Annotated in this window: 21 protein-coding genes; 15 read left to right on the forward strand and 6 right to left on the reverse strand. The window is 39.8% G+C overall.

Annotation, left to right across the window (positions count from 1 at the left end; all coding sequences use genetic code 11):
- Nucleotides 1-167 precede the first annotated feature (167 nt).
- From KHS79_RS19545 to KHS79_RS19580, 8 genes are all read left to right on the forward strand, one after another.
- The gene (locus KHS79_RS19545; RefSeq protein ID WP_212721166.1) at nucleotides 168-674 is read left to right on the forward strand and encodes a P-loop NTPase family protein; all 507 of its coding nucleotides are present in this window, start codon (nucleotides 168-170) and stop codon (nucleotides 672-674) included.
- A gap of 527 nt (nucleotides 675-1,201) precedes the next feature.
- On the forward strand, nucleotides 1,202-1,543 hold the full coding sequence (locus KHS79_RS19550; protein WP_212721171.1) for a hypothetical protein: 342 nt from the start codon (nucleotides 1,202-1,204) through the stop codon (nucleotides 1,541-1,543).
- Nucleotides 1,544-1,563: 20 nt separating this feature from the next.
- Nucleotides 1,564-1,914 carry a hypothetical protein gene (locus tag KHS79_RS19555; RefSeq protein WP_212721173.1) on the forward strand — a complete coding sequence of 117 codons (351 nt, stop codon included), beginning with the start codon at nucleotides 1,564-1,566 and terminating at the stop codon, nucleotides 1,912-1,914.
- A 109-nt stretch (nucleotides 1,915-2,023) separates the two neighbouring features.
- A complete protein-coding gene (locus KHS79_RS19560; RefSeq protein WP_212721175.1) occupies nucleotides 2,024-2,305 on the forward strand; it encodes a hypothetical protein in 282 nt (93 codons plus the stop codon).
- Between the two features lie 106 nt (nucleotides 2,306-2,411).
- Nucleotides 2,412-2,672: a cytoplasmic protein gene (locus tag KHS79_RS19565; RefSeq protein WP_212721177.1), complete on the forward strand. Its 261-nt coding sequence runs from the start codon at nucleotides 2,412-2,414 to the stop codon at nucleotides 2,670-2,672.
- 99 nt (nucleotides 2,673-2,771) lie between these two features.
- Nucleotides 2,772-3,098: a hypothetical protein gene (locus tag KHS79_RS19570; protein ID WP_212721179.1), complete on the forward strand. Its 327-nt coding sequence runs from the start codon at nucleotides 2,772-2,774 to the stop codon at nucleotides 3,096-3,098.
- Between the two features lie 85 nt (nucleotides 3,099-3,183).
- Nucleotides 3,184-3,534, forward strand: coding sequence for a hypothetical protein (locus tag KHS79_RS19575; RefSeq protein ID WP_212721180.1), 351 nt, complete (start codon nucleotides 3,184-3,186; stop codon nucleotides 3,532-3,534).
- Nucleotides 3,535-4,446: 912 nt separating this feature from the next.
- Nucleotides 4,447-4,899 (forward strand): hypothetical protein, encoded by a 453-nt coding sequence (locus KHS79_RS19580; protein WP_212721181.1) that lies wholly within the window; start codon nucleotides 4,447-4,449, stop codon nucleotides 4,897-4,899.
- Nucleotides 4,900-5,071: 172 nt separating this feature from the next.
- Here KHS79_RS19580 and KHS79_RS19585 read toward each other — a convergent pair whose 3' ends face one another.
- Complete coding sequence (locus tag KHS79_RS19585; protein ID WP_212721182.1) at nucleotides 5,072-6,421, reverse strand: serine hydrolase domain-containing protein; 1,350 nt, start codon at nucleotides 6,419-6,421, stop codon at nucleotides 5,072-5,074.
- Between the two features lie 400 nt (nucleotides 6,422-6,821).
- Here KHS79_RS19585 and KHS79_RS19590 point away from each other — a divergent pair, with 400 nt between their 5' ends.
- The 3 genes from KHS79_RS19590 to KHS79_RS19600 all read left to right on the forward strand — a co-directional run bounded on the left by KHS79_RS19590 (nucleotide 6,822) and on the right by KHS79_RS19600 (nucleotide 9,647).
- Entirely contained in the window at nucleotides 6,822-7,583 is a 762-nt protein-coding gene (locus KHS79_RS19590) for a glycoside hydrolase family 18 protein (RefSeq protein WP_094787607.1), read from the forward strand.
- Nucleotides 7,584-7,932: 349 nt separating this feature from the next.
- Complete coding sequence (locus KHS79_RS19595) at nucleotides 7,933-8,322, forward strand: hypothetical protein (protein ID WP_094787608.1); 390 nt, start codon at nucleotides 7,933-7,935, stop codon at nucleotides 8,320-8,322.
- 257 nt (nucleotides 8,323-8,579) lie between these two features.
- The gene (locus tag KHS79_RS19600; protein ID WP_094787609.1) at nucleotides 8,580-9,647 is read left to right on the forward strand and encodes a bifunctional transcriptional activator/DNA repair enzyme AdaA; all 1,068 of its coding nucleotides are present in this window, start codon (nucleotides 8,580-8,582) and stop codon (nucleotides 9,645-9,647) included.
- 64 nt (nucleotides 9,648-9,711) lie between these two features.
- Here KHS79_RS19600 and KHS79_RS19605 read toward each other — a convergent pair whose 3' ends face one another.
- On the reverse strand, nucleotides 9,712-12,483 hold the full coding sequence (locus KHS79_RS19605; RefSeq protein WP_212721183.1) for a M16 family metallopeptidase: 2,772 nt from the start codon (nucleotides 12,481-12,483) through the stop codon (nucleotides 9,712-9,714).
- A gap of 288 nt (nucleotides 12,484-12,771) precedes the next feature.
- Entirely contained in the window at nucleotides 12,772-13,113 is a 342-nt protein-coding gene (locus KHS79_RS19610; protein ID WP_027709280.1) for a tRNA-binding protein, read from the reverse strand.
- A gap of 231 nt (nucleotides 13,114-13,344) precedes the next feature.
- Between KHS79_RS19610 and KHS79_RS19615 the strand changes: the two genes are divergently transcribed.
- The 3 genes from KHS79_RS19615 (at nucleotide 13,345) to KHS79_RS19625 (ending at nucleotide 16,142) form a co-directional block, all read left to right on the forward strand.
- Nucleotides 13,345-13,713 (forward strand): diacylglycerol kinase, encoded by a 369-nt coding sequence (locus KHS79_RS19615; RefSeq protein WP_027709281.1) that lies wholly within the window; start codon nucleotides 13,345-13,347, stop codon nucleotides 13,711-13,713.
- A 345-nt stretch (nucleotides 13,714-14,058) separates the two neighbouring features.
- Nucleotides 14,059-15,372: a phytase gene (locus tag KHS79_RS19620; RefSeq protein WP_212721184.1), complete on the forward strand. Its 1,314-nt coding sequence runs from the start codon at nucleotides 14,059-14,061 to the stop codon at nucleotides 15,370-15,372.
- A 182-nt stretch (nucleotides 15,373-15,554) separates the two neighbouring features.
- Complete coding sequence (locus KHS79_RS19625; protein WP_212721186.1) at nucleotides 15,555-16,142, forward strand: class I SAM-dependent DNA methyltransferase; 588 nt, start codon at nucleotides 15,555-15,557, stop codon at nucleotides 16,140-16,142.
- Nucleotides 16,143-16,353: 211 nt separating this feature from the next.
- Here the strand turns inward: KHS79_RS19625 and KHS79_RS19630 are convergent, their stop codons facing one another.
- The 3 genes from KHS79_RS19630 to KHS79_RS19640 form a co-directional block, all read right to left on the reverse strand.
- Nucleotides 16,354-17,058: a substrate-binding periplasmic protein gene (locus KHS79_RS19630; RefSeq protein ID WP_212721188.1), complete on the reverse strand. Its 705-nt coding sequence runs from the start codon at nucleotides 17,056-17,058 to the stop codon at nucleotides 16,354-16,356.
- Between the two features lie 232 nt (nucleotides 17,059-17,290).
- A complete protein-coding gene (locus tag KHS79_RS19635) occupies nucleotides 17,291-18,661 on the reverse strand; it encodes an alkaline phosphatase family protein (protein ID WP_212721190.1) in 1,371 nt (456 codons plus the stop codon).
- 534 nt (nucleotides 18,662-19,195) lie between these two features.
- Entirely contained in the window at nucleotides 19,196-20,071 is an 876-nt protein-coding gene (locus KHS79_RS19640; protein WP_212721192.1) for a LysR family transcriptional regulator, read from the reverse strand.
- 101 nt (nucleotides 20,072-20,172) lie between these two features.
- Between KHS79_RS19640 and KHS79_RS19645 the strand changes: the two genes are divergently transcribed.
- The gene (locus KHS79_RS19645; protein WP_212721194.1) at nucleotides 20,173-20,676 is read left to right on the forward strand and encodes a lactoylglutathione lyase family protein; all 504 of its coding nucleotides are present in this window, start codon (nucleotides 20,173-20,175) and stop codon (nucleotides 20,674-20,676) included.
- Nucleotides 20,677-20,680 lie beyond the last annotated feature (4 nt).

Raw genomic sequence — 20,680 nt, forward strand, 5'->3', positions numbered from 1 at the left:
AGCGGTTTGGCTGTGTTTACTAAATCGTTTTTAGCTAATTAGTAGACAATGATGTCTCCAAATCAATTTTTTAGACATTATAATAGGGTATGTACAACTGCGCCATTTATTGATAAATAAAACTAAGCTTTACGCTGGGGTGATATTCGTTAATAGTTAATGCTCAAATGGAACGAATTGTAGTTATAGGAAATGGCGGCTCTGGTAAGTCCTTCTTATCAGAAGAAATTGCCAAATCAAATGGGAATAAACTAATTTCCCTAGATGATTTATTCTGGGAGCCACAGGGATTCAATACCAAAAGGCCCAAAGAAATAGTTAGAAGAGATATTGAACTCCTTAAAGTAAAGAGCATTTGGGTTGTTGAAGGAGTCTTTGGTGCATTAGCAGAAGCATTTATGCCCTATTCAGATCTTGTAATGTTTTTAGATGTTCCATGGGAAGTTTGTAAAGTAAGCATATTGTCTAGAATTAGGCAAGGCCAAACTGAAGACTCATTAAAGAGGTTGATAGACTGGTGTGCTGAGTACTACACACGAGAAAGCAAGAACTCTCACTCATTCCACTATGCGCTTTACGAATGCTTCAACGGAGATAAATTGAAATTTGAAAGTCGTACTCAAGTGAATGAGTGGCTAGAAAATATTAATAAGGCAAGAAGCCACCTTGCCTGATGCTAAGAAGCATAAGCTCTGCAATGAAGCTGGATTTCGCGCTAGAGTGGAGCTCACTCGTATTTATAAGATAAAAGGGTCATAGGTAGTAAAGTATGGAACTTGTATTTTGGGCTTTCGTAATACATCTGCTTCTGGGATTTTGCTTTTGCTCGTGGATCGCACGCAGACGAAGCACTTCCCCAACAAAGCTAGTAATAGCAAGTGTTACCTTTATTACGACATTGTTTTCTATTCCAACTACACAAGTCATCTTTAATTTCACTCCAGGCCTTAATCGCTTATCTTGGGGTATTATGCAAGGAGGGCCAGTAGCATTTTTCCTGTGGTTAAGCCTATTTACAGTGGTATATTACTTTGTAGCGGTTGTGGTGTTTGCATTGGTGCATGAATGAGCATCTTTCAGAATTACATGTACTCATCACCCTGTAAGACTGCTTCCTAGCTGGATACCACAAGCCACAAGGCCTACAATGAGGTTAGGGCTGCGTCAGGGTGACGCTCATTAATAGTTATACGTTTAAGTCATGAATGACATAGAAGAACTAGTTAAGCTTTTGGATCACCCAGATGATAACTACTGGGGCGATATACTTTGTGATGATGCTAGAGCTGTCATTGACCATAACCCAGAAATGATATTAGGCGAAGTACTTCAGACGTGGGAAGAATGGCCAGAAAATAGGCTTGAGCATTTGGCGTATCTATTGGGTGAAGGCTTGTCCGAAGTAGAAAAGGATCTTATAGAAGCTTTACATAAATCAAAATATCAAAGCGTGACTTTCCGAGCTAAAGAAGCAGTAATCGAACTAGAATCCACGCATAGCCAGTCAATGCATCGGAGCACAAAAGATGCACCAGCTGATTGAAACGTTAGTTGCCTCAAGTTATGGATAAACAAGAGATACTGAAAATTCTTGGAAAACCTGAATCGTTCAAAGAAAATGCTGAAGGCTCTGCGCTTACTATATTAATTCAGTCTGAAGCGTTAAATGTAGTAATTACGGTTCCATATCAGGTAACCGAGTTGATCTTTGAAGTCCAAAGCAAAGAAGGAAAAACGCTATTAAGCGATAAGCATGATTTCTATGGCGCTTCCGAGTATGAAGACTTTAAAGAGTCTTTATTAGAAATCACGGATATAATTAAATCACCAGAACTAAGGCTCACAAACAATGGTAAAACAGTCGAAGCTAAGGGTTATAAGTGGTACTACTGGTTCGGAGAATTTTGCAACTAATCGGCAAAGAGCCGCCCCTACCCACCTCCCTGGATACTAGTAGCCATAGGGCCTACAGTGAGGTTAGATTTGTGTCCAAGTTACGTTAATTAATAGTTAAACATCAGTCATGAAAATCGACACTCAACCAGTTACATATTTTTCTGAACTTGATGAAAAATCCTTCTTTACTTGGGCACAGGATATTGACTGTGTTAGCAGTATTAAAATGGGATGCCTTCAATTAGAGGTAGCCAAGCTCAATGAAGATAGTATCCGTGAATTGCTAGCTCTTTTTGAGCGCTATAAACTAGATCCAAAGAAGCTATCTCTTGCCCTTAATCATGAGAATGAATCCTGGTTTAAAAACCCAGATGCATTTTGGTATCAAGAGATATTTGGTAGTGCTTAATTTAAGACCTGCCATCTTCCTGGATAGTACTAGCCATAGGCTCTACAGCGAGGCTAGGTTTTGCGCTAGGGTGATGTTTATTAATAGATAAATGCAAAAAGTACTTATGGAAAAACCAAAGATAACAGCGCATAAAGTTTCTATTTATCACAGGGAGCAAGTCTTAAACTCCGAAGTTTGTGGCTGCTTTCATTGCACAGCCATTTTTACACCAGATAAAATAGTGGAGTGGACAGATTTTGAGGGTGAGGTTGGGCGAACAGCTCTTTGTCCAGAGTGTACAATCGACTCGGTAATTGGCTCAAAATCAGGCTATCCGATTACAAAAGAGTTTCTCTGCGAAATGAGGAACTATTGGTTCTTCTAATTTACATTTAATAAGTTGCTCTAGGCCCTTTGTGGGACAACCTTTGCGATGCTCCGCCAGTCCCTCAGCAAAACGTTAGCATCCAAGAAAGATATGAGCATGAAGTGGACGTCAATTTCTTTAAAGGAACTCAACGACCTCATCGATACACACTATTGGTGTATGGAGTCAGAAGAGCGAGAGTTTTGGAATTTAGTAAAAATTGCACCAATTAAGTGGCAGCTTGATCCATGGGGGCGTCACGGTGGAGGTTTCTTTGTTGTTGGAGTCCTAGGTTCTAAAGTGATCTGGTACAACGACATAGAAGAAGGTTTTAATGTCAGTAGCTATTCTGATTTTGGCGTTATAAGAGAATATCTTTGTGAGCAGCAGGAGCTCCATTTCGTTATTAGAAGGCTTCGTGATGAAATTAAGCAAAAGTGCTAAAAATCAATCAACTTTGCGCCTACGGCGCTATGCGTGCTAATACCCGCCGGTTATTGAGAGGTTAAACTCATAGAGTATCAAGAGCATGGAATGGTTTGAAAGATTAGCTAACCTATATAATTTAATGCCTTGCGAGCAAGATATGGGTATAGCTAACGCAAATGGTGATAGGTTGGATGAATACATAGATATTTTTTTAAACCACGAAGCAAAGGAAAAATGGGAGTGGGAAGAACTGGCTGATTTGGTGTTTGAATCGGCTAACGAAATAATGCTCGAAGGTGAGTTGACTGAAGAGCAAACTAGTCGCATTAAGTTGATTGTGCTAGAACATAAATATAAATATCCCAATCAATTTAAGTATTGGATAGATTTTAGTAATGAAACTGATTATCCAATTAAGAAGCTGGTAAAGCTTGGCAAGGATACGCAATGAAAGAATTTAATCGGGTAAGAGCAGCTCCCTAGCCAACTATATTCTTATTTTGGAACTCTCCCTCCACCAAAATAGCCGATAACCCTGCGTATCGGCTATTTTTTGTAGTCCCTGGCACTCACAGTACCTTTGCCAGTGCTATATAAAGTATCCAATCGCGGAACATCCAACACCTGACTCACAACCCCATTCAAGCATTGCAAAGCCTCTTTTTACAGCTTTTCAACCACGCTTAAAAAAACAATAATAATATTTCGATGGAGGCTCTGTAAGGCAAAGGCTGCATAACACACTTCAAACTGTTTGTCGCAGGGATGCGGCAACCAAGCCTCCAGGGAAGGATTCACATCGTGTTCGACAGATGTTATGCAGACGTTTGACAAAGGTGCGTTTTATAGTAATAAAAAGATAAGCGATTGGCCTGGGCACTATTCTTACCCTATTACTTTTTTAAAAAAAAGTTTTTTGGAGGGGGTATATTCATTGAGAGGAAAAAACACCAGAAGCAACACTAGAGAGTTAATACAAAGAGTTTGGTTACTCATCTAGCAGTTTTATCTTTTTACTGATAAATATTAAATTATTTTTTCAGACTAAAGAAAGACAAAAAAATACAACCTGAAAAACTCCGTCCGCTCAGCAGCTATACACAGCTAAATTTTTTCTAGTTACGTATACCCACCCGAAAATACGATGCTTCTCGCATTATGATTGAATCTTTGAGCATTAAAGATTAACCGCAGGAATCATGTTAATGATCAACACTCATAATTTATCTGATATAAGCTTTTGATTAGAAAAAACATATTAGTTATATTTACAAACCGAATAAAAACGATAATATTTGATCGAGCCACCAGGCATGAAGTTTAGTGGTTTCACCTAGCACTTTAATATACAGGGAATGTATCAATGAAAAAAATTATGGGTTACCCATTAGGAATAATTCTATTCGCATTATTATCGGGGCAAGTGAGTGCTGAGCCAAACTGGCACAATGTACTGAAGAACAGTCCACATATGGCTAATTATTTATACAGTAATCAAATTCAACAAGAATCAAAGGTTGAAAATGGTGTTATTTATACTAGACAGCATCCCGGTGCGGATGCAGAGAGTGGCTTTGGTGAAGTATTAGCTGCTACTATGCCTATGTTTAACTCAATGTTTAGCTCAGGTGTAAGCCCTTACTGGACCTTTCAAATTCGTTTAGCAAGAATGAACTCTGGCTCTAAGTGGCACAGTTATGCTAAAAGTTTATCAACGGGTATTCAGACCATTAAACGTCGTGCGCCTACTCGCTGGATGAGTGAGCGTGTAACTGCTTGGTCTGACGTGAAAGAGTTCAAAGTATACGTCTACTAATTACCAGTAAATCGTATCTCCTTGGCAAACGTGTAAATTACAAAAATTTATTGCCAAATACACCCTAGCCGAGGGGACACCATTCAACTCTAATATGCCTTATAGCAGGCAAGAGTAGCATAAATGTTTTGCCTGCTAGGGTGTACTAATTAATGCCCTATGGCAAGTTAAGTTACATCCGGGTGAAATCGAATTGCCCATCGCCTTCAAATAAGGTAAATCCCTTCACCTCTCGCTGAGTATCAGATATACGGTTAAAGCGAATAATAATCCCAGCCGAATCAAAACGAAATTCATCTCCAGGGTAGGCTTGTAACGAGAAAGAACTACGTCCAGAGGGCTGGGCGTATAATTTGTCGTTTTGTACAAATATCTGAATATCCCTGGGGATCATCCTTGATTGATATTTACCCGTAAATGCTGTTAATTGATCTGCTTGTAGGTCAATGGGCTTAAGTGTGAAGTCAGGTATATCAAAATTTTTATTAAAATATGCAGATAGTACAGCTGTTAGGATATCATTAAATGGTGTATTAGTAGCGTTGGACAACACAACAAAACTCATTTTATCTTCGTTATAATACCCTGCAATAGCATTAAATCCATCAATAGACCCGTTATGACCCAAGAATGTTTTTTCATGAAACGAAAATGACATCAACCCTTTACCTATATGTGTATTATTGGGTTTCATCATCTTAAGTGATGCCTTTGTGACAATTTTATTTTTAAATAACTGTTGGTAAAAATAGTTAATATCATTAGCTGTTGATACAATCGCCCCAGCTCCCAGAGGTATACTCATATCCATTTCTGGAGATGGCTCCCAGTATTCATTAAATTTGAAAGACAGTGCTTCCCCTTTTTCTGTGTTTATTTTCTTGCCAACATAGGTATGTTCAAGTCCAAATGGCTTTGTGATTTGGCGAGCCAATAGCTCTCCGTACGTTACACCATACGCCTTTTCAAGAATCAGCCCGAGTAATACATAATTCGTATTAGAATAACGGGTTTTCGTACCAGGCTCAAAATCAAGGGGATAACTAGCTATTTTAGCAAGCAGTGCATCCTGGCTTGTTGGCTGGATCATAGAGGAAAGGTATTCAGGAGCATCTGTAAAATTATAAAGACCTGAAGTATGTGCCAGTAATTGTTCAAGAGAAATATCCTTTCCTCTCGGAAACTGAGGGAAAAAATCCGCTAGATGTTGTGTAAGTGATAGCTTCCCTTGCTCAACCGCCTTCATCACTAACACTGCTGTAAAGGACTTGGTTAACGATCCAATACGAAACCGGCTGTCAGCCTGCAGCGGAATATTTTTTTTAACATCTAGCTTGCCGATGGTATGACTGTATGTAAGCCGGTCTTGATGGTAAATAGCTACCGAAAGCATAGCTTTGTTGTATTTATCTAAAATGGTCAGATAAGTATCCAGTTTTTGTTTGTTTTCATCCGTCATATTTGCCATAGAAGGTATACTGACCAGAAACGTCACCAAACCCATAAAAATATGTAATTTCATGTCCTTCACCAGATCCGTGGAGCTTTTTTGAAGTTATTCTTATAACCTGTTTTAAAGTACTCATTCTTTCAAAGAGTCAATTGCCATAGCTGAACGAAATGCTTTTCCATTATTATCATTAATAGTTTTATGCCTTTCTTAAACTAGTATTTTATTAGTATTTTTATACCTCATTATGGGTATAAAACATTTGTTTATTTAATATGTAACCACTTGTATTTCATAGATTAATAAATGGCACTCCAGCAACTCAACGCTACCTACAGCGTTACATATTTCTTTCAATAAAAAATACCCCACTCGATATAATATTCATTATAAATTAACATCATTTCCTCCACCCCCAACTACTTTTCAAGTGATAAAATCCTTTCGTTTATTACCACAAGGATGACGATAAATGAGTGATTACATTATTGGTGGATGGACTCAAGATCTAAAAAACCCACCTAACCCGCTGTTTTCCTACACAATGTATGGGATGATCACTAACCTAGCATGGTTAACCTCTGGTCCTCCCACGTCTGAACCACCACCAAGCTGGTGCTGGAGTCCTAAAGAGCAACATGCTCCAAGTAGTAAAAATAGCAAGGTTTTATGGACCTATGGTGGCGGTGGTGCAGGCCCCAAAAATATGCCTGCTACCAGTAAAGATGTCAGCCAAATCATCAGCGCAGCCAATATGAATGGTTGGCAAGGTGTTGATTTTGATGATGAAAGCCAAATGAATGTCAATAATATCATTAATGCAATGCAAGATTTGGGGCAAGGCAAAAGCACGAGTTATACATTTCTTGCTGGGTGGGACTATAACAATCCAGATCAAAGTTCAGAAGGAAAAACAATCAACGATAACGTAGCGGCCATCGCCAAAGCAAATGTCTGTGATCGTTTCAACCTGATGTGCTATGGTGCCGCTATGTGGGATATGCCTACCATCAAGGCTAATGTACCTGCAGCAGTTGATAGAACCATTAAACTGGTTGGTGACTGTAAAAAAGTAGTTTTAGCGCTAACACCTGCAGGACTCAATAATGAAAATTTGGACTTTTTCTTAGAACAAGTTACCAGTAAACATTTGGGTGGTTTGTTTATTTGGAATTACACAGAACTCAGTAACGCCGATCTGAATAAAATAACCTCTACCTTAGGTATCAAGTAAACACTTTTAATGTTCTATGCCAGAAGACGAAGCAAAGTCTCTGGCATATGCTTTAAAATTCGTGTTATCTATCCATCCCCAATAAGCACTTTTTTTTAGCCCAAAAAAATTACATATATCTTCTCATTTAAAAAGCTATTTTTTCATGGTCTTTTATCCAAAGTCTGCATAATCTCTTTCGAGCACATCGAAAACCCTTACCTGAAGGGGTGATAGCAAAAAGTTTATATTTCAACCAGGTCACGGTAACATAAAGCCCTTGCTAAGCAAGTGCACTCACACACTTAATCGTTTGTACCAGCTAACCTGCAAGATATAAAAAACGCTATTTATAAACTGATGCGATAAAATGAAAAATTCAACCCAAATCAACTTTATTAGTGGACACCTTGATCTCACCAAAACAGAGTTTGATGTCCACTATCGCCCCAGGATAGACCAGGCACTCGCATGCAATGAAGCATTTGTGATAGGTGATGCTCGGGGTGCTGATACACTTGCACAACAGTATTTGCTTGGCAAAACAACTGCCGTCACTATTTACCACATGTTCACTTCGCCAAGAAATAATGTTGGGTTTAAAACAATTGGTGGTTTTCAATCAGATAGTGAGCGGGACAAACACATGACATTAGCCTCTACTCACGATATTGCCTGGGTTCGTCTTGGACGGGAAAACTCAGGGACACAAAAAAATCTTAACCGGCGAAAAAAACGCGTTGCTGACAACAAACCCTAAAAAATGATTCGTGAAGGGTATATGTTGTCATTTTTCAATAATTAATATTTTTTTATATACCCAATACGAATGGTTTTTAGGTGCGGCCATCGAGTGACGAAGCTCCATGAGCCTATATTAATAGGTGATTGGGGTGAGGAGTGAAGATAACAAAACCTAGAAATCATTCGTGAAGGGTATACTTGTCCAGTTTTCGGTTGTCAGCTCAATTGTAATGCCTTTACTATCTTCTTAGCGAACAGCCTAGGAGCCAAGCAATGCAAGTTACTGACCCGGAGACGGTAGCCACATACTACCAAGCCCTCATTGATAGAAATCCTCGTTTTGTTGGGATTTTCTTTGTGGGAGTCAAAACGACTTCAATATGCTGCATTGCAACCTGTAGAGCCAGAAAACCAAAGCGCGAAAACGTTGTGTTTTATACCACCTTTAAAGAGGCGCTTGACGCTGGCTATCGTCCCTGTAAAGTCTGCAAACCAACAGAAAATGCCAATGAAGCACCTAGCCAAGTAAAGCAGGCTATTAGCCTGGTGAGAAACAACCCCAAAAGGAAAGTCACTGACTGGCAACTTAAACAGCATCAAATTAGCCCTGAAGGGGTTCGCCGCTGGTTCAAAAAGCACTATGGAATGACCTTTCACACATTTCAACGCATGTATCGTATTAATAATGCTTTAGAAGAGCTTAAATCAGGAAAAACAGCCACGACAACAGCTTACGAAGCAGGCTACAACTCGTTAAGCGGCTTTGGTTACACTTACAAAAAAATTATTGGACAGTCACCTAAAAACAACAACACTATGCAAAACAATGTCATTGTTATTAACCGTTTTACCACACCACTCGGTCCCATGTTTGTCTGCGCAACAGAGCAAGGAGTATGTTTACTCGAATTTGTTGACCGACGTATGCTGGAAACTGAATTTAAAGACCTGCAACGATTAAAAAAGGCAACTATTATTGCGGGTGAAAATGGCTATACCCAACAAGCCCAACGTGAAATTAATGAGTATTTTTCAGGTAAAAGACAAACATTTGATGTCAAATTAGACACCCCTGGCACAGCATTCCAACAGTCCGTATGGCAATGTCTACAAACCATTCCCTATGGACAAACCGCCAGTTATCAGCAACAAGCTGAAAAACTAAACAAACCTAAAGCCGTTCGTGCTGTTGCTTCAGCCAATGGCCATAACCGAATTGCCATCATCATTCCTTGCCACCGGGTTATTGGAAAAGATGGAAAACTGGTCGGATATGCGGGAGGGTTAGAACGTAAACAGTGGTTATTGGAGCATGAGCAAAAGTTTGCAGCAGCGCAGTGAAGGCGAAGCCTTCACTGCATTTCCTTCTTTTTGTTTTGGGTATATAAAACAGGATGAGTTTAAACTACAAGCTCTTTTTAGGATCTAAGGTTTCAACTTGATCAAACCCAAGTTTCTGCCACTGCCCCTTCATTTTCTTCAAATCACCTACCACTACCCAAATCATTTCTTGTGGGTGTAAAAACTGTTGTGTTACCTGTCGTACAGTTTTTAAAGGCACACGCTGTACTTGCTGATCAAATTGGTGGAGCTCATCCAATGGCTTATCTTTCTGGATTTGCCCAACCATTAAGCTCAATACCGCATCGTTTGTCTGCAACTCACCCGCTCGGCTCCTTAGCCAGTTTTGTTTTATTTTATCTAGCTCCGATTGCGAGGCAGGCTTCTTACCCAGATACCCTTTCACTTCTTTTTGAATTTCCTGCAAAGCAGGTATGGTCTTATCAGTTTGTACTGAGGTAACCATCATTAATGGTGACTGCCCCTCTGCTTCCTGCAAATAACTATAAGCCCCATAAGACCAGTGTTTATCTTCACGCAAATTAGTGTTTAATCGAGCACTGAATTGTCCACCAAAAATATCATTCATGATACGCAGTGGTATTTCACTCTTGTCATGAATAGACAATAACTGTCCTACATAAATAACTGACTGATCCGCATCAGGCTTATCAATTAAATACAACTTACGTTGCTTAGTTGGTTGAACTTGCGGAATTTGTTTTTGGGGCAACACTTGTTCAGGCTTTTGCCATTTTGCAAACTGGCGCTCCAATGTTGCTTTTAGTTGCACCTCCGAAATATCGCCCACTACCACCAACTGGCTGTTATCAGGTCTGATCCAAGCCTGGTGAAACTGTTTTAACTGAGCGGGTGTTACTCTTTTAATGTCATCCTCTCGCCCACTTGCCGTCCAGGGGGTACTATAAGGATGCTGTTTACCATAAAGCAGCTCTGGCAAAATACGCATTGCCATACTATGGGGTTCAGCTTTTTCCTGAGCAATACGATCCAGCCAGTTTGACTGTTTGCGTTTAAAATCTTCCTGATTAAATGCTGGATTTTGCAACACATCCACTGCAATCGCCAAACTGGGTTCAAACTGGTCACGTATTGCCGTTAGTTGAAAAACTGATGTATCAATATCAGTGTATGAATAAAATGATGCACCTAACTCATCCAGCTCATTTTCGAGTTCAATAACTGATCGCTGCTGAGTCCCTTCACGCATCATTGACAAGGTTAAATCAGCAATCCCTGAAGGCAACCCTTGCTCAGCCGCTAACCCTGCATCAAATAGCCACGCCATGCTCAAAGTAGGCGTCCCTGTGCGTTGAGCCAGTGAAACCTGAATGCCATTACTTAATGTAAAGGTTTTAAATTCTGGTAATTGAACTGGCTTTATATCGCCCACTTTAGGCAACTTAGAGCGGTCGGCCCCCACTTTTGCATGAGTATATTCAGGAAAAGGCGTTACCGTGATCACCAACTTACCCTTATCCAACCACTGTTGAGCTGCTTGCTGTAATGCCTCAGGCTCAACTGTAGCTTGATAATGCACACGATCATAATAGGTGGTTGGATTTTGGCTATAAAACTCGTTTTCAGCCAAGATATCTGAAACGCCACCAAAACCACCCACTCGTTCAGCGCTCTCTATAAAGCCTGCAACTTGACTATTAATAACCCGTTGTAAATCCTGTCTAGAAGGCAGTTGTTGCTTAATTTTATCCAATTCTTCTTGAATAACAGCCTCAATCTGCTGGGTATCTACACCTGGTTTAGCATCAGCAATAATGACAAATTGCCCACCCAGCAATCGAGCATAGCTAAATGCTGCGACACTGGACGCCAGCTGATCTTTTTGTACCAAACGCTGATACAAAGGAGATTGTTTACCGCCCCCTAGTAACGCAGCCACAAGATCTAACTCACGTTCTGCAGCCGTTTCTTTGGCTGGGATATTCCACACCATGGCAACTCGTGCTTGTGGTACGCGATCCTGAATCGTATAACGTTTAGTATCCGTTAATTTCGCCACCCACTGTTCAGGTTTTGCCAGTGGCGGTCCCGCAGGAATATCGCCAAAATACTTACTCACTTTGGCCTTAGCTGTCGCCACATCAATATCGCCCGCCAGCACTAAAACGGCATTAGACGGTCCATAATAACGCTTAAACCATTTTTTTACGTCGTCTAATGAGGCTGCATTTAAGTCATCCATTGAACCAATCGTATCCCAAGAGTAAGGATGTCCCTCTGGATAGCTGGCCGTAAATAACAAATCCCACATTTTGCCATAAGGGCTGTTATCACCCTGGCGTTTTTCATTTTTGACAACGCCACGTTGCTCATCAAGTTTCGCCTGGCTAATACTCCCCAGGAAATGCCCCATCCGATCTGATTCCATCCATAAAGCCATATCCAGCGCATTAGTGGGTACTGTTTCAAAATAGTTGGTTCGATCAGCGTTAGTCGTTCCGTTTTGTGCTGTGGCTCCCGCCTTCTCAAAAGGCTCAAAAAATTCACCTTTAAAGTGTTCGGAACCTTGAAACATTAAATGCTCAAATAAATGGGCAAACCCTGTTTTACCTGGTTTTTCATCTTTTGAACCCACCTTGTACCAAAGATTCACCGCTACCACTGGCGCTTTGCGGTCTTCATGAACAATGACTGTCAAGCCATTGGGCAAGGTAAATTTTTCATAGGCAAGCTGGGGTAAACTCGACAGTAAGTCAGGCTGTTGTTGTTTTACCGGTGATATTGACTGGCAGCCTTGCAATAATGCCACAGAAACAGCAATGGAGAGAAATGAGCGACGGAGCCGCAACTTCATAAATTACTCCTTGTTTTTCAACAAACGTACCCATATGGGTTTAAGCGGGTTTTATAACCCCACATAAAAGGCAAAATGAAACGTATGTTCCCCTTGTTTAAGGCTTATATGCCCCAAAGCGAAGGACATCCCCTAAAAAATAAGGGCAATAAAAAAATAAACACACATTATTTTTTTAAACTGCTTAGGTTGGTTTATTAAACACTGAAAAAGTTCACAAGGACAGTCTATTAATTATATTTAATAAATCATCATCGCTACCCAAACAGACACATTAAGCTTATTGCTTTAACACAGTTTAGCGCCATTGGGCACCGCCTGTTCTGGCGAGGTAATAACAACTGAACCATCGTCACGGTGAAAACCTGTCAATAAAAACTCAGAACGCATTGGCCCAATTTGTTTTACTGGAAAGTTAACAACGCCCAGTATTTGACGGCCAATCAATGTTTCAGGCGTATAAAGATCGGTGATTTGGGCACTGGTCTTACGCACACCAAATTCTGGTCCAAAGTCAACATGGATAATATACGCAGGCTTTCGTGCTTCCGGAAATGGCTGCACCTCAACAACGGTTCCAACTCTTAGCTCAACTTTTGCAAAGTCTTCCCAGGATATTGTCTCAGACATAGAATAATTCCTCCCTTAATAGGCGGTAGTGAATGTAACACAGTATACCAATAAGTGATTTCTCGCCAAGGTCATACTCAAACTGACCAAATAGAGTAAAACGAAGAAACACTGTATACTGTAGTACAGTTGAAGCAACGTTTGTAATCAGGGCAACAAAGCCATTAGACCGCATGTTTAATACATTTAAACTACGCCCTGTTTTAGTACATTTTTTAGTTGGAGTCGATTATGAAACCAGGTGCTACTGGTATTCGCCGTCTTATCAATGCAACACGATATTCATACCAGGGTTTAACTTCAGCCTGGCATCATGAAGCAGCGATTCGCCAAGAAATTGTACTTATTACAGTGCTAACACCATTAGCGATTTGGCTTGATGTAACAACCATCGAACGCATTTTACTCATAGGTAGCCTGCTTTTATTATTAATCGTAGAGCTGCTTAACTCAGCCATTGAAACGGTTGTTGACCGGATTGGTTCCGATTTTCATGAACTCAGTGGGCGAGCTAAAGATACTGGGTCTGCAGCCGTGTTAATCACATTACTGCTAGTCACCATGACCTGGGGAATGATTTTATTCAATCACTTTTATTAACAGTAAAAAATACCACTTACTGTTATAAAGTGCACTATTCATACTCCAAGGAAGGGGTTACCGCGTACTCAACGGAGATTATGCAGACTTTGGTTAAAGGCCATTAATAATCAATTATACCCAATACGAATGGTTTTTAGGTGCGGCCATCGAGTGACGAAGCCCCATGAGCCTATATTAATAGGTGATTGGGGTGAGGAGTGAAGATAACAAAATCTAGAAATCATTCGTGAAGGGTATAGCTCTTTTTTAATAACGTTATACCAGCGTCATAATAACCTTTTACAGTGCTCAGATTTATATCACCTTGTATACCCTTCACGAATCATTTTTTAGGGATTGTTTATGAGTCTGATCAACCGTATTGTAAAACGTTATTTTACTTGTCTTTTTTTCTTTTCAGCGTTGTTATCTCTAACCACAGCTTCGCTGTACGCAAAGCATTTATATCCAGAGTGGGTTATTCACGCAAACGTTGAAACAGAGCGTTTTTTTGATGATGCCGCGAATGGTTTTGCTGATGCTGATGACCCCGCACTCTGGTATAACCATAAAAACCCATCTCAGAGTTTAATTATTGGCACCTTAAAAAAAGGTGGTTTAGCAAGCTTTACTCTTAATGGAAAGTTAAGGCAGCAGATATTCCCTGACGCTAATAAAATACCCACTAGTCGTTATAACAACGTTGATGTCATCCATTCAGTTAACATAAACCAACACCCCCTGGATATCATTATTACCACCGATCGAGGACAAGACAGGTTACGTTTTTTTCATCTATCGGCGAAGCAACGATTAATGCGAAATATAACGGCAACTGACGTACCAATGATTTTTTCAACGTTAGAGACACTGCCTTTGCAACGAAGTGCCTATGGACTTGCAAGTTATTACGAGCATCAACAACAACAGTTATGGGCATTTGTCTCACAGCGTAAACAAAATCAACTGGCCATACTACAGATTCAGCCAACCACTTCAGGCTTATTAAGCTATCAGGTCGTAAAACAAATAGCCTTACCCAGTCAATTCACGTTAAGCAATGGGCAACAGTGGGCACCTTGTTTAAGTGACGATAATGAACAGCCTCAAATAGAGGGTATGGTCTTTGATAAACACAGCAAGCAGCTTTATGCTGCCCAGGAACAAGTCGGGATCTGGCGTGTTGACCCTTTTGGTAAGCAGTCCCCCGAGCTAATTGACCGTGTTGCAAGCTTTGGTATCCCCTACTCTCGTATCTGGAATCATGACGAAGAGGAGTACCACTGTAATTTACTTCAGCCCTTACCCAAACACCGTCCTTTAGTGGCTGATGTTGAAGGCTTAGCACTATTTCAGCAGCATCAACAACGCTTATTGCTTGCCTCCAGTCAAGGGAATGATCGTATTGTCGTGTACAGGTTGAGTCATCATGCGCCTTATTCTGTTACACCTATTGCTACACTAAAAATTTTAGGAACAGATCATAAACAGGTAAAACATACAGATGGACTTGCCACTTTCCCCTATTATTTAGGGAAAGATTTTCCTTATGGAGTGCTCATTGTCCATGATGGAGAAGCCGGTGAAAAAAGTTATCTTAATGATAATCAGGTTCGAGACGCAACAAACTTTAAACTTATATCATGGGGTCAAATACAACAAAAGTTAATACAATAGCCTTTAGTAAAAAAAACATTATAAAGGTTCAAACCCTGAGCCCTGGTTTTTGTTTTCATCGTTTTCTGGTAATCTCTCAGCAAATATTTTAATCAATACAGATTAAGGCCTGTTAACACTGTTTGAATATCACTTTTACCGTCATAACAGTGTTAACAGGCCCTAGCAAAGGGTAAAAAGCAATGTCAGAAAGCTGGGATGATTATGCAGAGATATGGGATAGCAATCCTGATGTGACCACTTATGCAAACCACGCATTTGAATCACTTTTAAAGACAGTAAACCCAAAAGGACTTCGTATCCTCGACTTTGGCTGTGGTACAGGCCAGCTCACCGAACGTTTATCACCTTTAGCAACGGAAATTGTCGCACTAGACTCGTCACCTAAAATGATCGAGATTCTTCGACAAAAAAATTTACCCAATGTTGTTACCCTTAGCACATTACTCACTGAGTCCACTCTTGAGGAAGAAAAATCATTACATTCCCCCTTCGATTTAATTGTAGCCTCATCTGTCTTTGGCTTTTTACCTCACTATACTGATACCCTGGCGCTATTAGCCACTCTACTTAAACCCAGTGGTTTTCTTATTCAGTGGGACTGGCTCAAAACAGATGAACAATCAGACTTTGGATTAAGTAAACAGTCTGTTGAACAAGCATTGCAAAACGCAGAACTTTCGGTTGTCTCGCTAAACCAACCTTTTGCACTGGAAGGGCAAGGTCAAACTATGCCTGTACTGATGGGCATTGCCCAAAAGCAAACTTAAGGGCACAACGAATGCCGTGTAGTCATTCTACATAAATGACTTGTAACACCGCTAGGTGGAAAAATAATCACAGCCCGATGGGTGATGACGGTAAAAGCACTACTTGTTGTTGCTCATTGTTCATTTAGAACCACTAAACTTCACGCTTCGCACCTAGATGAGTGCATTTACCGTCATAACAGTGATATTCAAATAGTGTTAACAGGCCAATTTATTTAAAATATGAGGCACTGATTTCTTCAATAGTGCCTTCGTTAATTAACCTGCTCAATGCATCTTGAAAAGCTTGCTTTTTCTTTAAGTAAGGTGATTTTTTTGAAATTGCTATGTGCAGCTTGACATTATTATTTGGCTTATATGTAAGCTTTTCAAAAAGCGTTTGGTAAGATGACTGAGCAATTTCATAATCAGCCTGGCAGTCAGTACCAATAATGAGTTGTATGCGATCAAGTGCTAACATTTCCAAAAGTTGTCTCTCTGTACCCACACCTTTTTTCGTGATCTTTTCATCCTGATCAAAAGGGAAAAAGTATGCTGACCCTATAACAAAGCCTATTTCGTAATAATATAAATCTTCATAGTTTTCAATATGAAAGTCATTTCTCTTATTTTTATAAAATACTGTTGAACACGAATAGTAGGCAGGAAAAATATACTGCATATATTTTGCTCTTTCGTCCCGATAGGCTAGACCGCCCATCATGTCTACAATTCCTTCTTTCATCATCCGTAAACATCGTCCCCAGGGGCAACGAACAAAGGTCACTTTTGCATCCATCTGTTGCCCTATGCGGTCCCAGAGGTCAATATCAATACCCGAATATTGATTTTTATTAAGCATTCTGAAAGGCGGCCAAGCATCAAGCGCAACTTTAATCTCTGACGACCGCACATTTGTTGCTTCCAAACCACCCACATAAGTAGCTATCCAGCTCACTAATAGTGTAATGCTAATATGCAGGCAACGTTTCCTCATTAATGATCACTCATTTATCAGTCGGCAGATAAGAAAAAAATGTACTTCAATTATAGATCAGCTCACTATGTTACAACATATTGTACATTTACTCTGTTTCACTATTTGAAAACCCACATAAACCTGGGCCTATGTGGGTTTAATTAACAACAAAGCGACTACGCAGCAAGTCTTATTCAATAATAACTTGATCAGGGCTCCCCTGGCAGTCAAATTTCGCTACATGCTCATTTCGACCTAAGGTTATTGGTGTGCCCGCATCGGCATCCCATTGAAACCCACACAACTGATCATCAATATATGTCGTTATCTGCTGAGCATTTATTTGGAGTGAGTCGCCATCATCAGTACAATCAAACTTGGCAACATGCTCACTTGCTTCCAGTGTTAATGGTGTTCCTTTATCCACATCCCACTGTAAAGAACAGCCTGAATTAAAAATATTTGCATATATTTTATTCCCTTTAATAAATAAAGGATCCGCATGGCCATCACAGTCAAATTTTGCAACATGCTCATTAGAACCTAATGTTGCGGGTGTGCCCGTATTAACGTCCCACTCCAAACCACACTTTTTACCACCAATATTGGCATAAACTCGATTAACGTTAATGTCACCAACTAATGGCAAGCCGTCTAAACGCCAATGAATATCAGACATTACACCAAAGAAGTTGAGTATAGTTGGAACAATGTAAGTTTGTGCAGGCAATCCATATATTCCATCAAAGTGCTTATTAGGTAATGCAACAATTTTTTTATACTTTTCATTAAGTGATTTATTACTGGCAATAAAAATGGTCTTTTCCTGTTTGGTTTGGCTACCATGACCTTTTCCCATAAAATCACGGCCATGATCGGTCGTCACCAATACTAACCAATTTTCACCAAATGTTTGCTCCCGATGGGCTACAGCATCCAATAACCTACCCAGACGCTTATCTGAACGTATTATAGAGTCATCATATTCTTGCCCAAAACCATGGCTATGCCCTGCTGCATCTGGCTCATCTAAATGTAAAAAGATAAAGTCAGGGGAATCATGGTAAAGTACACTTAATGTACGGTCTACGTTATCATCATCACTCCCACCTTCAGCATGGTTTGATAAAAATGACATATCATTCTTAAAAAACTGAGTATGAATAGGTCCCCATGTTGAAAATCCAAAGAGTTTTAATTGACTATTAGCGTTGTATAAATAACGATAAATACTTGGCCAGTTTGAGTTTGCTAATCCATCAGTGTTATTTGCAATACCATGTTTATTTTTCCATACTCCCGTTAAAATTGTCGTCCAGCCTGGACCACTGACCGTTCTTTGTTCTGATTTATTGCCTGCTACACCACCTGTATAAGCTTTAACAATATTTAGCCGGTCAAACCCAGGTGTATCCAATGCTATAACACGCTCGTATTGAGTACCATCAATACCCACTAAGAGTACTTTTCTTTCACCATTTGCAGCAAAACCAAAAGCAGAAAGCATAACAAGTATGCCAGCAATGAATAATTTACTGGTTATTCCTTTGCACTTACCCATAAAACTCCCTTAAAAAGGCCATCCTTCCATTAGAAAAACAAAAATCAAAATAAACAAAAAAATTAAACTTCTGCTAAAACAAAACCTACTATGACTATCACCAATGACACTTTTAAATCGTTTTATTGACGATTAGATTTCATAAAAGCTGCTTTTTTCGATATCCAGTATGTTTATGTACCACTATACCTAGCGTAAAGGCTATATACCCAAAACAAAGGGTTTTAGTAGATGATATAAATAGTGAAAGGAGCGCTGTATTCGAGCAAGGCATAACACTACTCAACTCGTCGTAAATCCATCTCTGGAGACTCAGCTGACGTATCTTTGCGGCAGATGGTTGAGTAATATTAAGCCTTACTCTTTATGTTTAAACCAACCTGTTTATATATCGTTCTAGAGTCCACTTTTTGCGTGCTATTACCCATATCGCTTACCCCTAAAGGCATCCACAATCAGCACTCTTGATCACCAAGGGTGATGACTAAGCCTGCGCACGATATATTCCTAAAAAAAGCCAACTCGACTTTACTTTTACTTCTTCCATAACTGCTTAATTAAACTTATCACCAATTGATAACGAGCCGCTAGCGGTTTATGTTTTTTACTGACCAAATATACATCTTCTGCCACAGGTTTATCTAAGGTCACTACTCTAACTTTGTTCAAAAAAGGAGAGGCATCTAACGTTGATTGAGGAATCACAGTAAATCCTATACCTTGAGAGATCGGGAGTAAAATCTGTGCAAGCTGGTTAATATAACCACGCTCAGGTAACTGGTTTACATCACTAAACTCATTCGGAAAGTTTTGTTCTAATAATTGATGAGCATAATGATGAGCACTAGGGTGGTTAATTAACCCCAGGTTCGTCAGTGACGACCAATTAGCTTGCTTACCTTTTGGCACAATAAGACAGAGGTCGTCTGTCCCAACCCATTGTTGCGTTAAAGTATGATCACTGACTTGTTGTGTCACAATACCTAAATCAAACTGGTTATTTTTAATTAACTCGATAATGGTGACATTGGGTGCTGCCTCAACAGCAAACGTCAAGGTAGGAATATCAATCTGTAAGCACAACAGCTCAGGATATAACTGCATTGCCATAGGGCCTGAGCAGGCTATTTTGCACTGTCCAACATGAGTATTATCCATTTCAAGCGCCTGCAATAGCTCTGACTCTGCTGTGAGCTGCTTTGTAGCAAAATCAAACAGTAACTCACCTGCACTCGTAAGTTCAAATCGTTTGCCATAACGGTTCAATAACAGCTGCCCCAATTGTGTTTCCAGCTTTTTGATATGTTGACTGACTCCAGATTGTGTCATGTGTAATTGTTCTGCAGTACGCGTAAAGTTTCCCGTCTGCACCAATACCCGAAAGGTACGTAAAAAATTTTGATTAATCATAACAAATTATAATAGTTATCATCATAAATGATAATTTTATATTAACGTGATTCTTTCCTAAACTACAACCACGTATCTCACTTCTTTTAACAGGTAGGTTAATGAAAGCACCTTACCCTCGAACTTTTTCCCATATTGGTATTTCCGTCCCTGACGTCGAACAGGCTGTAAGCTTTTATACTCAGGTACTAGGCTGGTACTTGGTTATGCAACCCACGACAATTGTTGAAGACCAAAGTGCCATAGGCCAAATGTGTACCGATGTTTTTGGGGCTGGCTGGCAATCATTCAAAATTGCTCACTTAGCCACAGGGGATCGAATTGGTATTGAGCTTTTTCAATTTAATAACCAACAAAACCCTGATAATAATTTTGAGTACTGGAAAACAGGCATTTTTCACTTCTGTGTACAAGATCCAGATGTAGAAGGATTAATGGAGAAAATTATCTTGGCAGGAGGAAAAAAACGAATGGCAAAGCCTCGTTATTATTATCCAGGTAAAAAGCCTTACCGCATGGTTTACATGGAAGACCCTTTTGGCAATATTCTAGAAATATACAGTCACAGTTATGAAAGCATCTATGCAGTTGGTACTTACGAATAGCCGA

The organism is Zooshikella ganghwensis (genome assembly GCF_018263875.1).
In the GTDB taxonomy this organism is placed as follows: Bacteria; Pseudomonadota; Gammaproteobacteria; order Pseudomonadales; family Zooshikellaceae; genus Zooshikella; species Zooshikella ganghwensis.

Bases quoted from the DNA above. Each gene is read 5' to 3' on its own strand.
- KHS79_RS19565 (WP_212721177.1), top strand. From the start codon at position 2,412: ATGGAAAAACCAAAGATAACAGCGCATAAAGTTTCTATTTATCACAGG.
- KHS79_RS19580 (WP_212721181.1), top strand. From the start codon at position 4,447: ATGAAAAAAATTATGGGTTACCCATTAGGAATAATTCTATTCGCATTA.
- KHS79_RS19550 (WP_212721171.1), top strand. From the start codon at position 1,202: ATGAATGACATAGAAGAACTAGTTAAGCTTTTGGATCACCCAGATGAT.
- KHS79_RS19635 (WP_212721190.1), bottom strand. From the start codon at position 18,661: ATGGGTAAGTGCAAAGGAATAACCAGTAAATTATTCATTGCTGGCATA.
- KHS79_RS19620 (WP_212721184.1), top strand. From the start codon at position 14,059: ATGAGTCTGATCAACCGTATTGTAAAACGTTATTTTACTTGTCTTTTT.
- KHS79_RS19595 (WP_094787608.1), top strand. From the start codon at position 7,933: ATGAAAAATTCAACCCAAATCAACTTTATTAGTGGACACCTTGATCTC.
- KHS79_RS19585 (WP_212721182.1), bottom strand. From the start codon at position 6,421: ATGAAATTACATATTTTTATGGGTTTGGTGACGTTTCTGGTCAGTATA.
- KHS79_RS19600 (WP_094787609.1), top strand. From the start codon at position 8,580: ATGCAAGTTACTGACCCGGAGACGGTAGCCACATACTACCAAGCCCTC.
- KHS79_RS19545 (WP_212721166.1), top strand. From the start codon at position 168: ATGGAACGAATTGTAGTTATAGGAAATGGCGGCTCTGGTAAGTCCTTC.
- KHS79_RS19645 (WP_212721194.1), top strand. From the start codon at position 20,173: ATGAAAGCACCTTACCCTCGAACTTTTTCCCATATTGGTATTTCCGTC.
- KHS79_RS19590 (WP_094787607.1), top strand. From the start codon at position 6,822: ATGAGTGATTACATTATTGGTGGATGGACTCAAGATCTAAAAAACCCA.
- KHS79_RS19575 (WP_212721180.1), top strand. From the start codon at position 3,184: ATGGAATGGTTTGAAAGATTAGCTAACCTATATAATTTAATGCCTTGC.
- KHS79_RS19610 (WP_027709280.1), bottom strand. From the start codon at position 13,113: ATGTCTGAGACAATATCCTGGGAAGACTTTGCAAAAGTTGAGCTAAGA.
- KHS79_RS19555 (WP_212721173.1), top strand. From the start codon at position 1,564: ATGGATAAACAAGAGATACTGAAAATTCTTGGAAAACCTGAATCGTTC.
- KHS79_RS19615 (WP_027709281.1), top strand. From the start codon at position 13,345: ATGAAACCAGGTGCTACTGGTATTCGCCGTCTTATCAATGCAACACGA.
- KHS79_RS19640 (WP_212721192.1), bottom strand. From the start codon at position 20,071: ATGATTAATCAAAATTTTTTACGTACCTTTCGGGTATTGGTGCAGACG.
- KHS79_RS19570 (WP_212721179.1), top strand. From the start codon at position 2,772: ATGAAGTGGACGTCAATTTCTTTAAAGGAACTCAACGACCTCATCGAT.
- KHS79_RS19605 (WP_212721183.1), bottom strand. From the start codon at position 12,483: ATGAAGTTGCGGCTCCGTCGCTCATTTCTCTCCATTGCTGTTTCTGTG.
- KHS79_RS19560 (WP_212721175.1), top strand. From the start codon at position 2,024: ATGAAAATCGACACTCAACCAGTTACATATTTTTCTGAACTTGATGAA.
- KHS79_RS19625 (WP_212721186.1), top strand. From the start codon at position 15,555: ATGTCAGAAAGCTGGGATGATTATGCAGAGATATGGGATAGCAATCCT.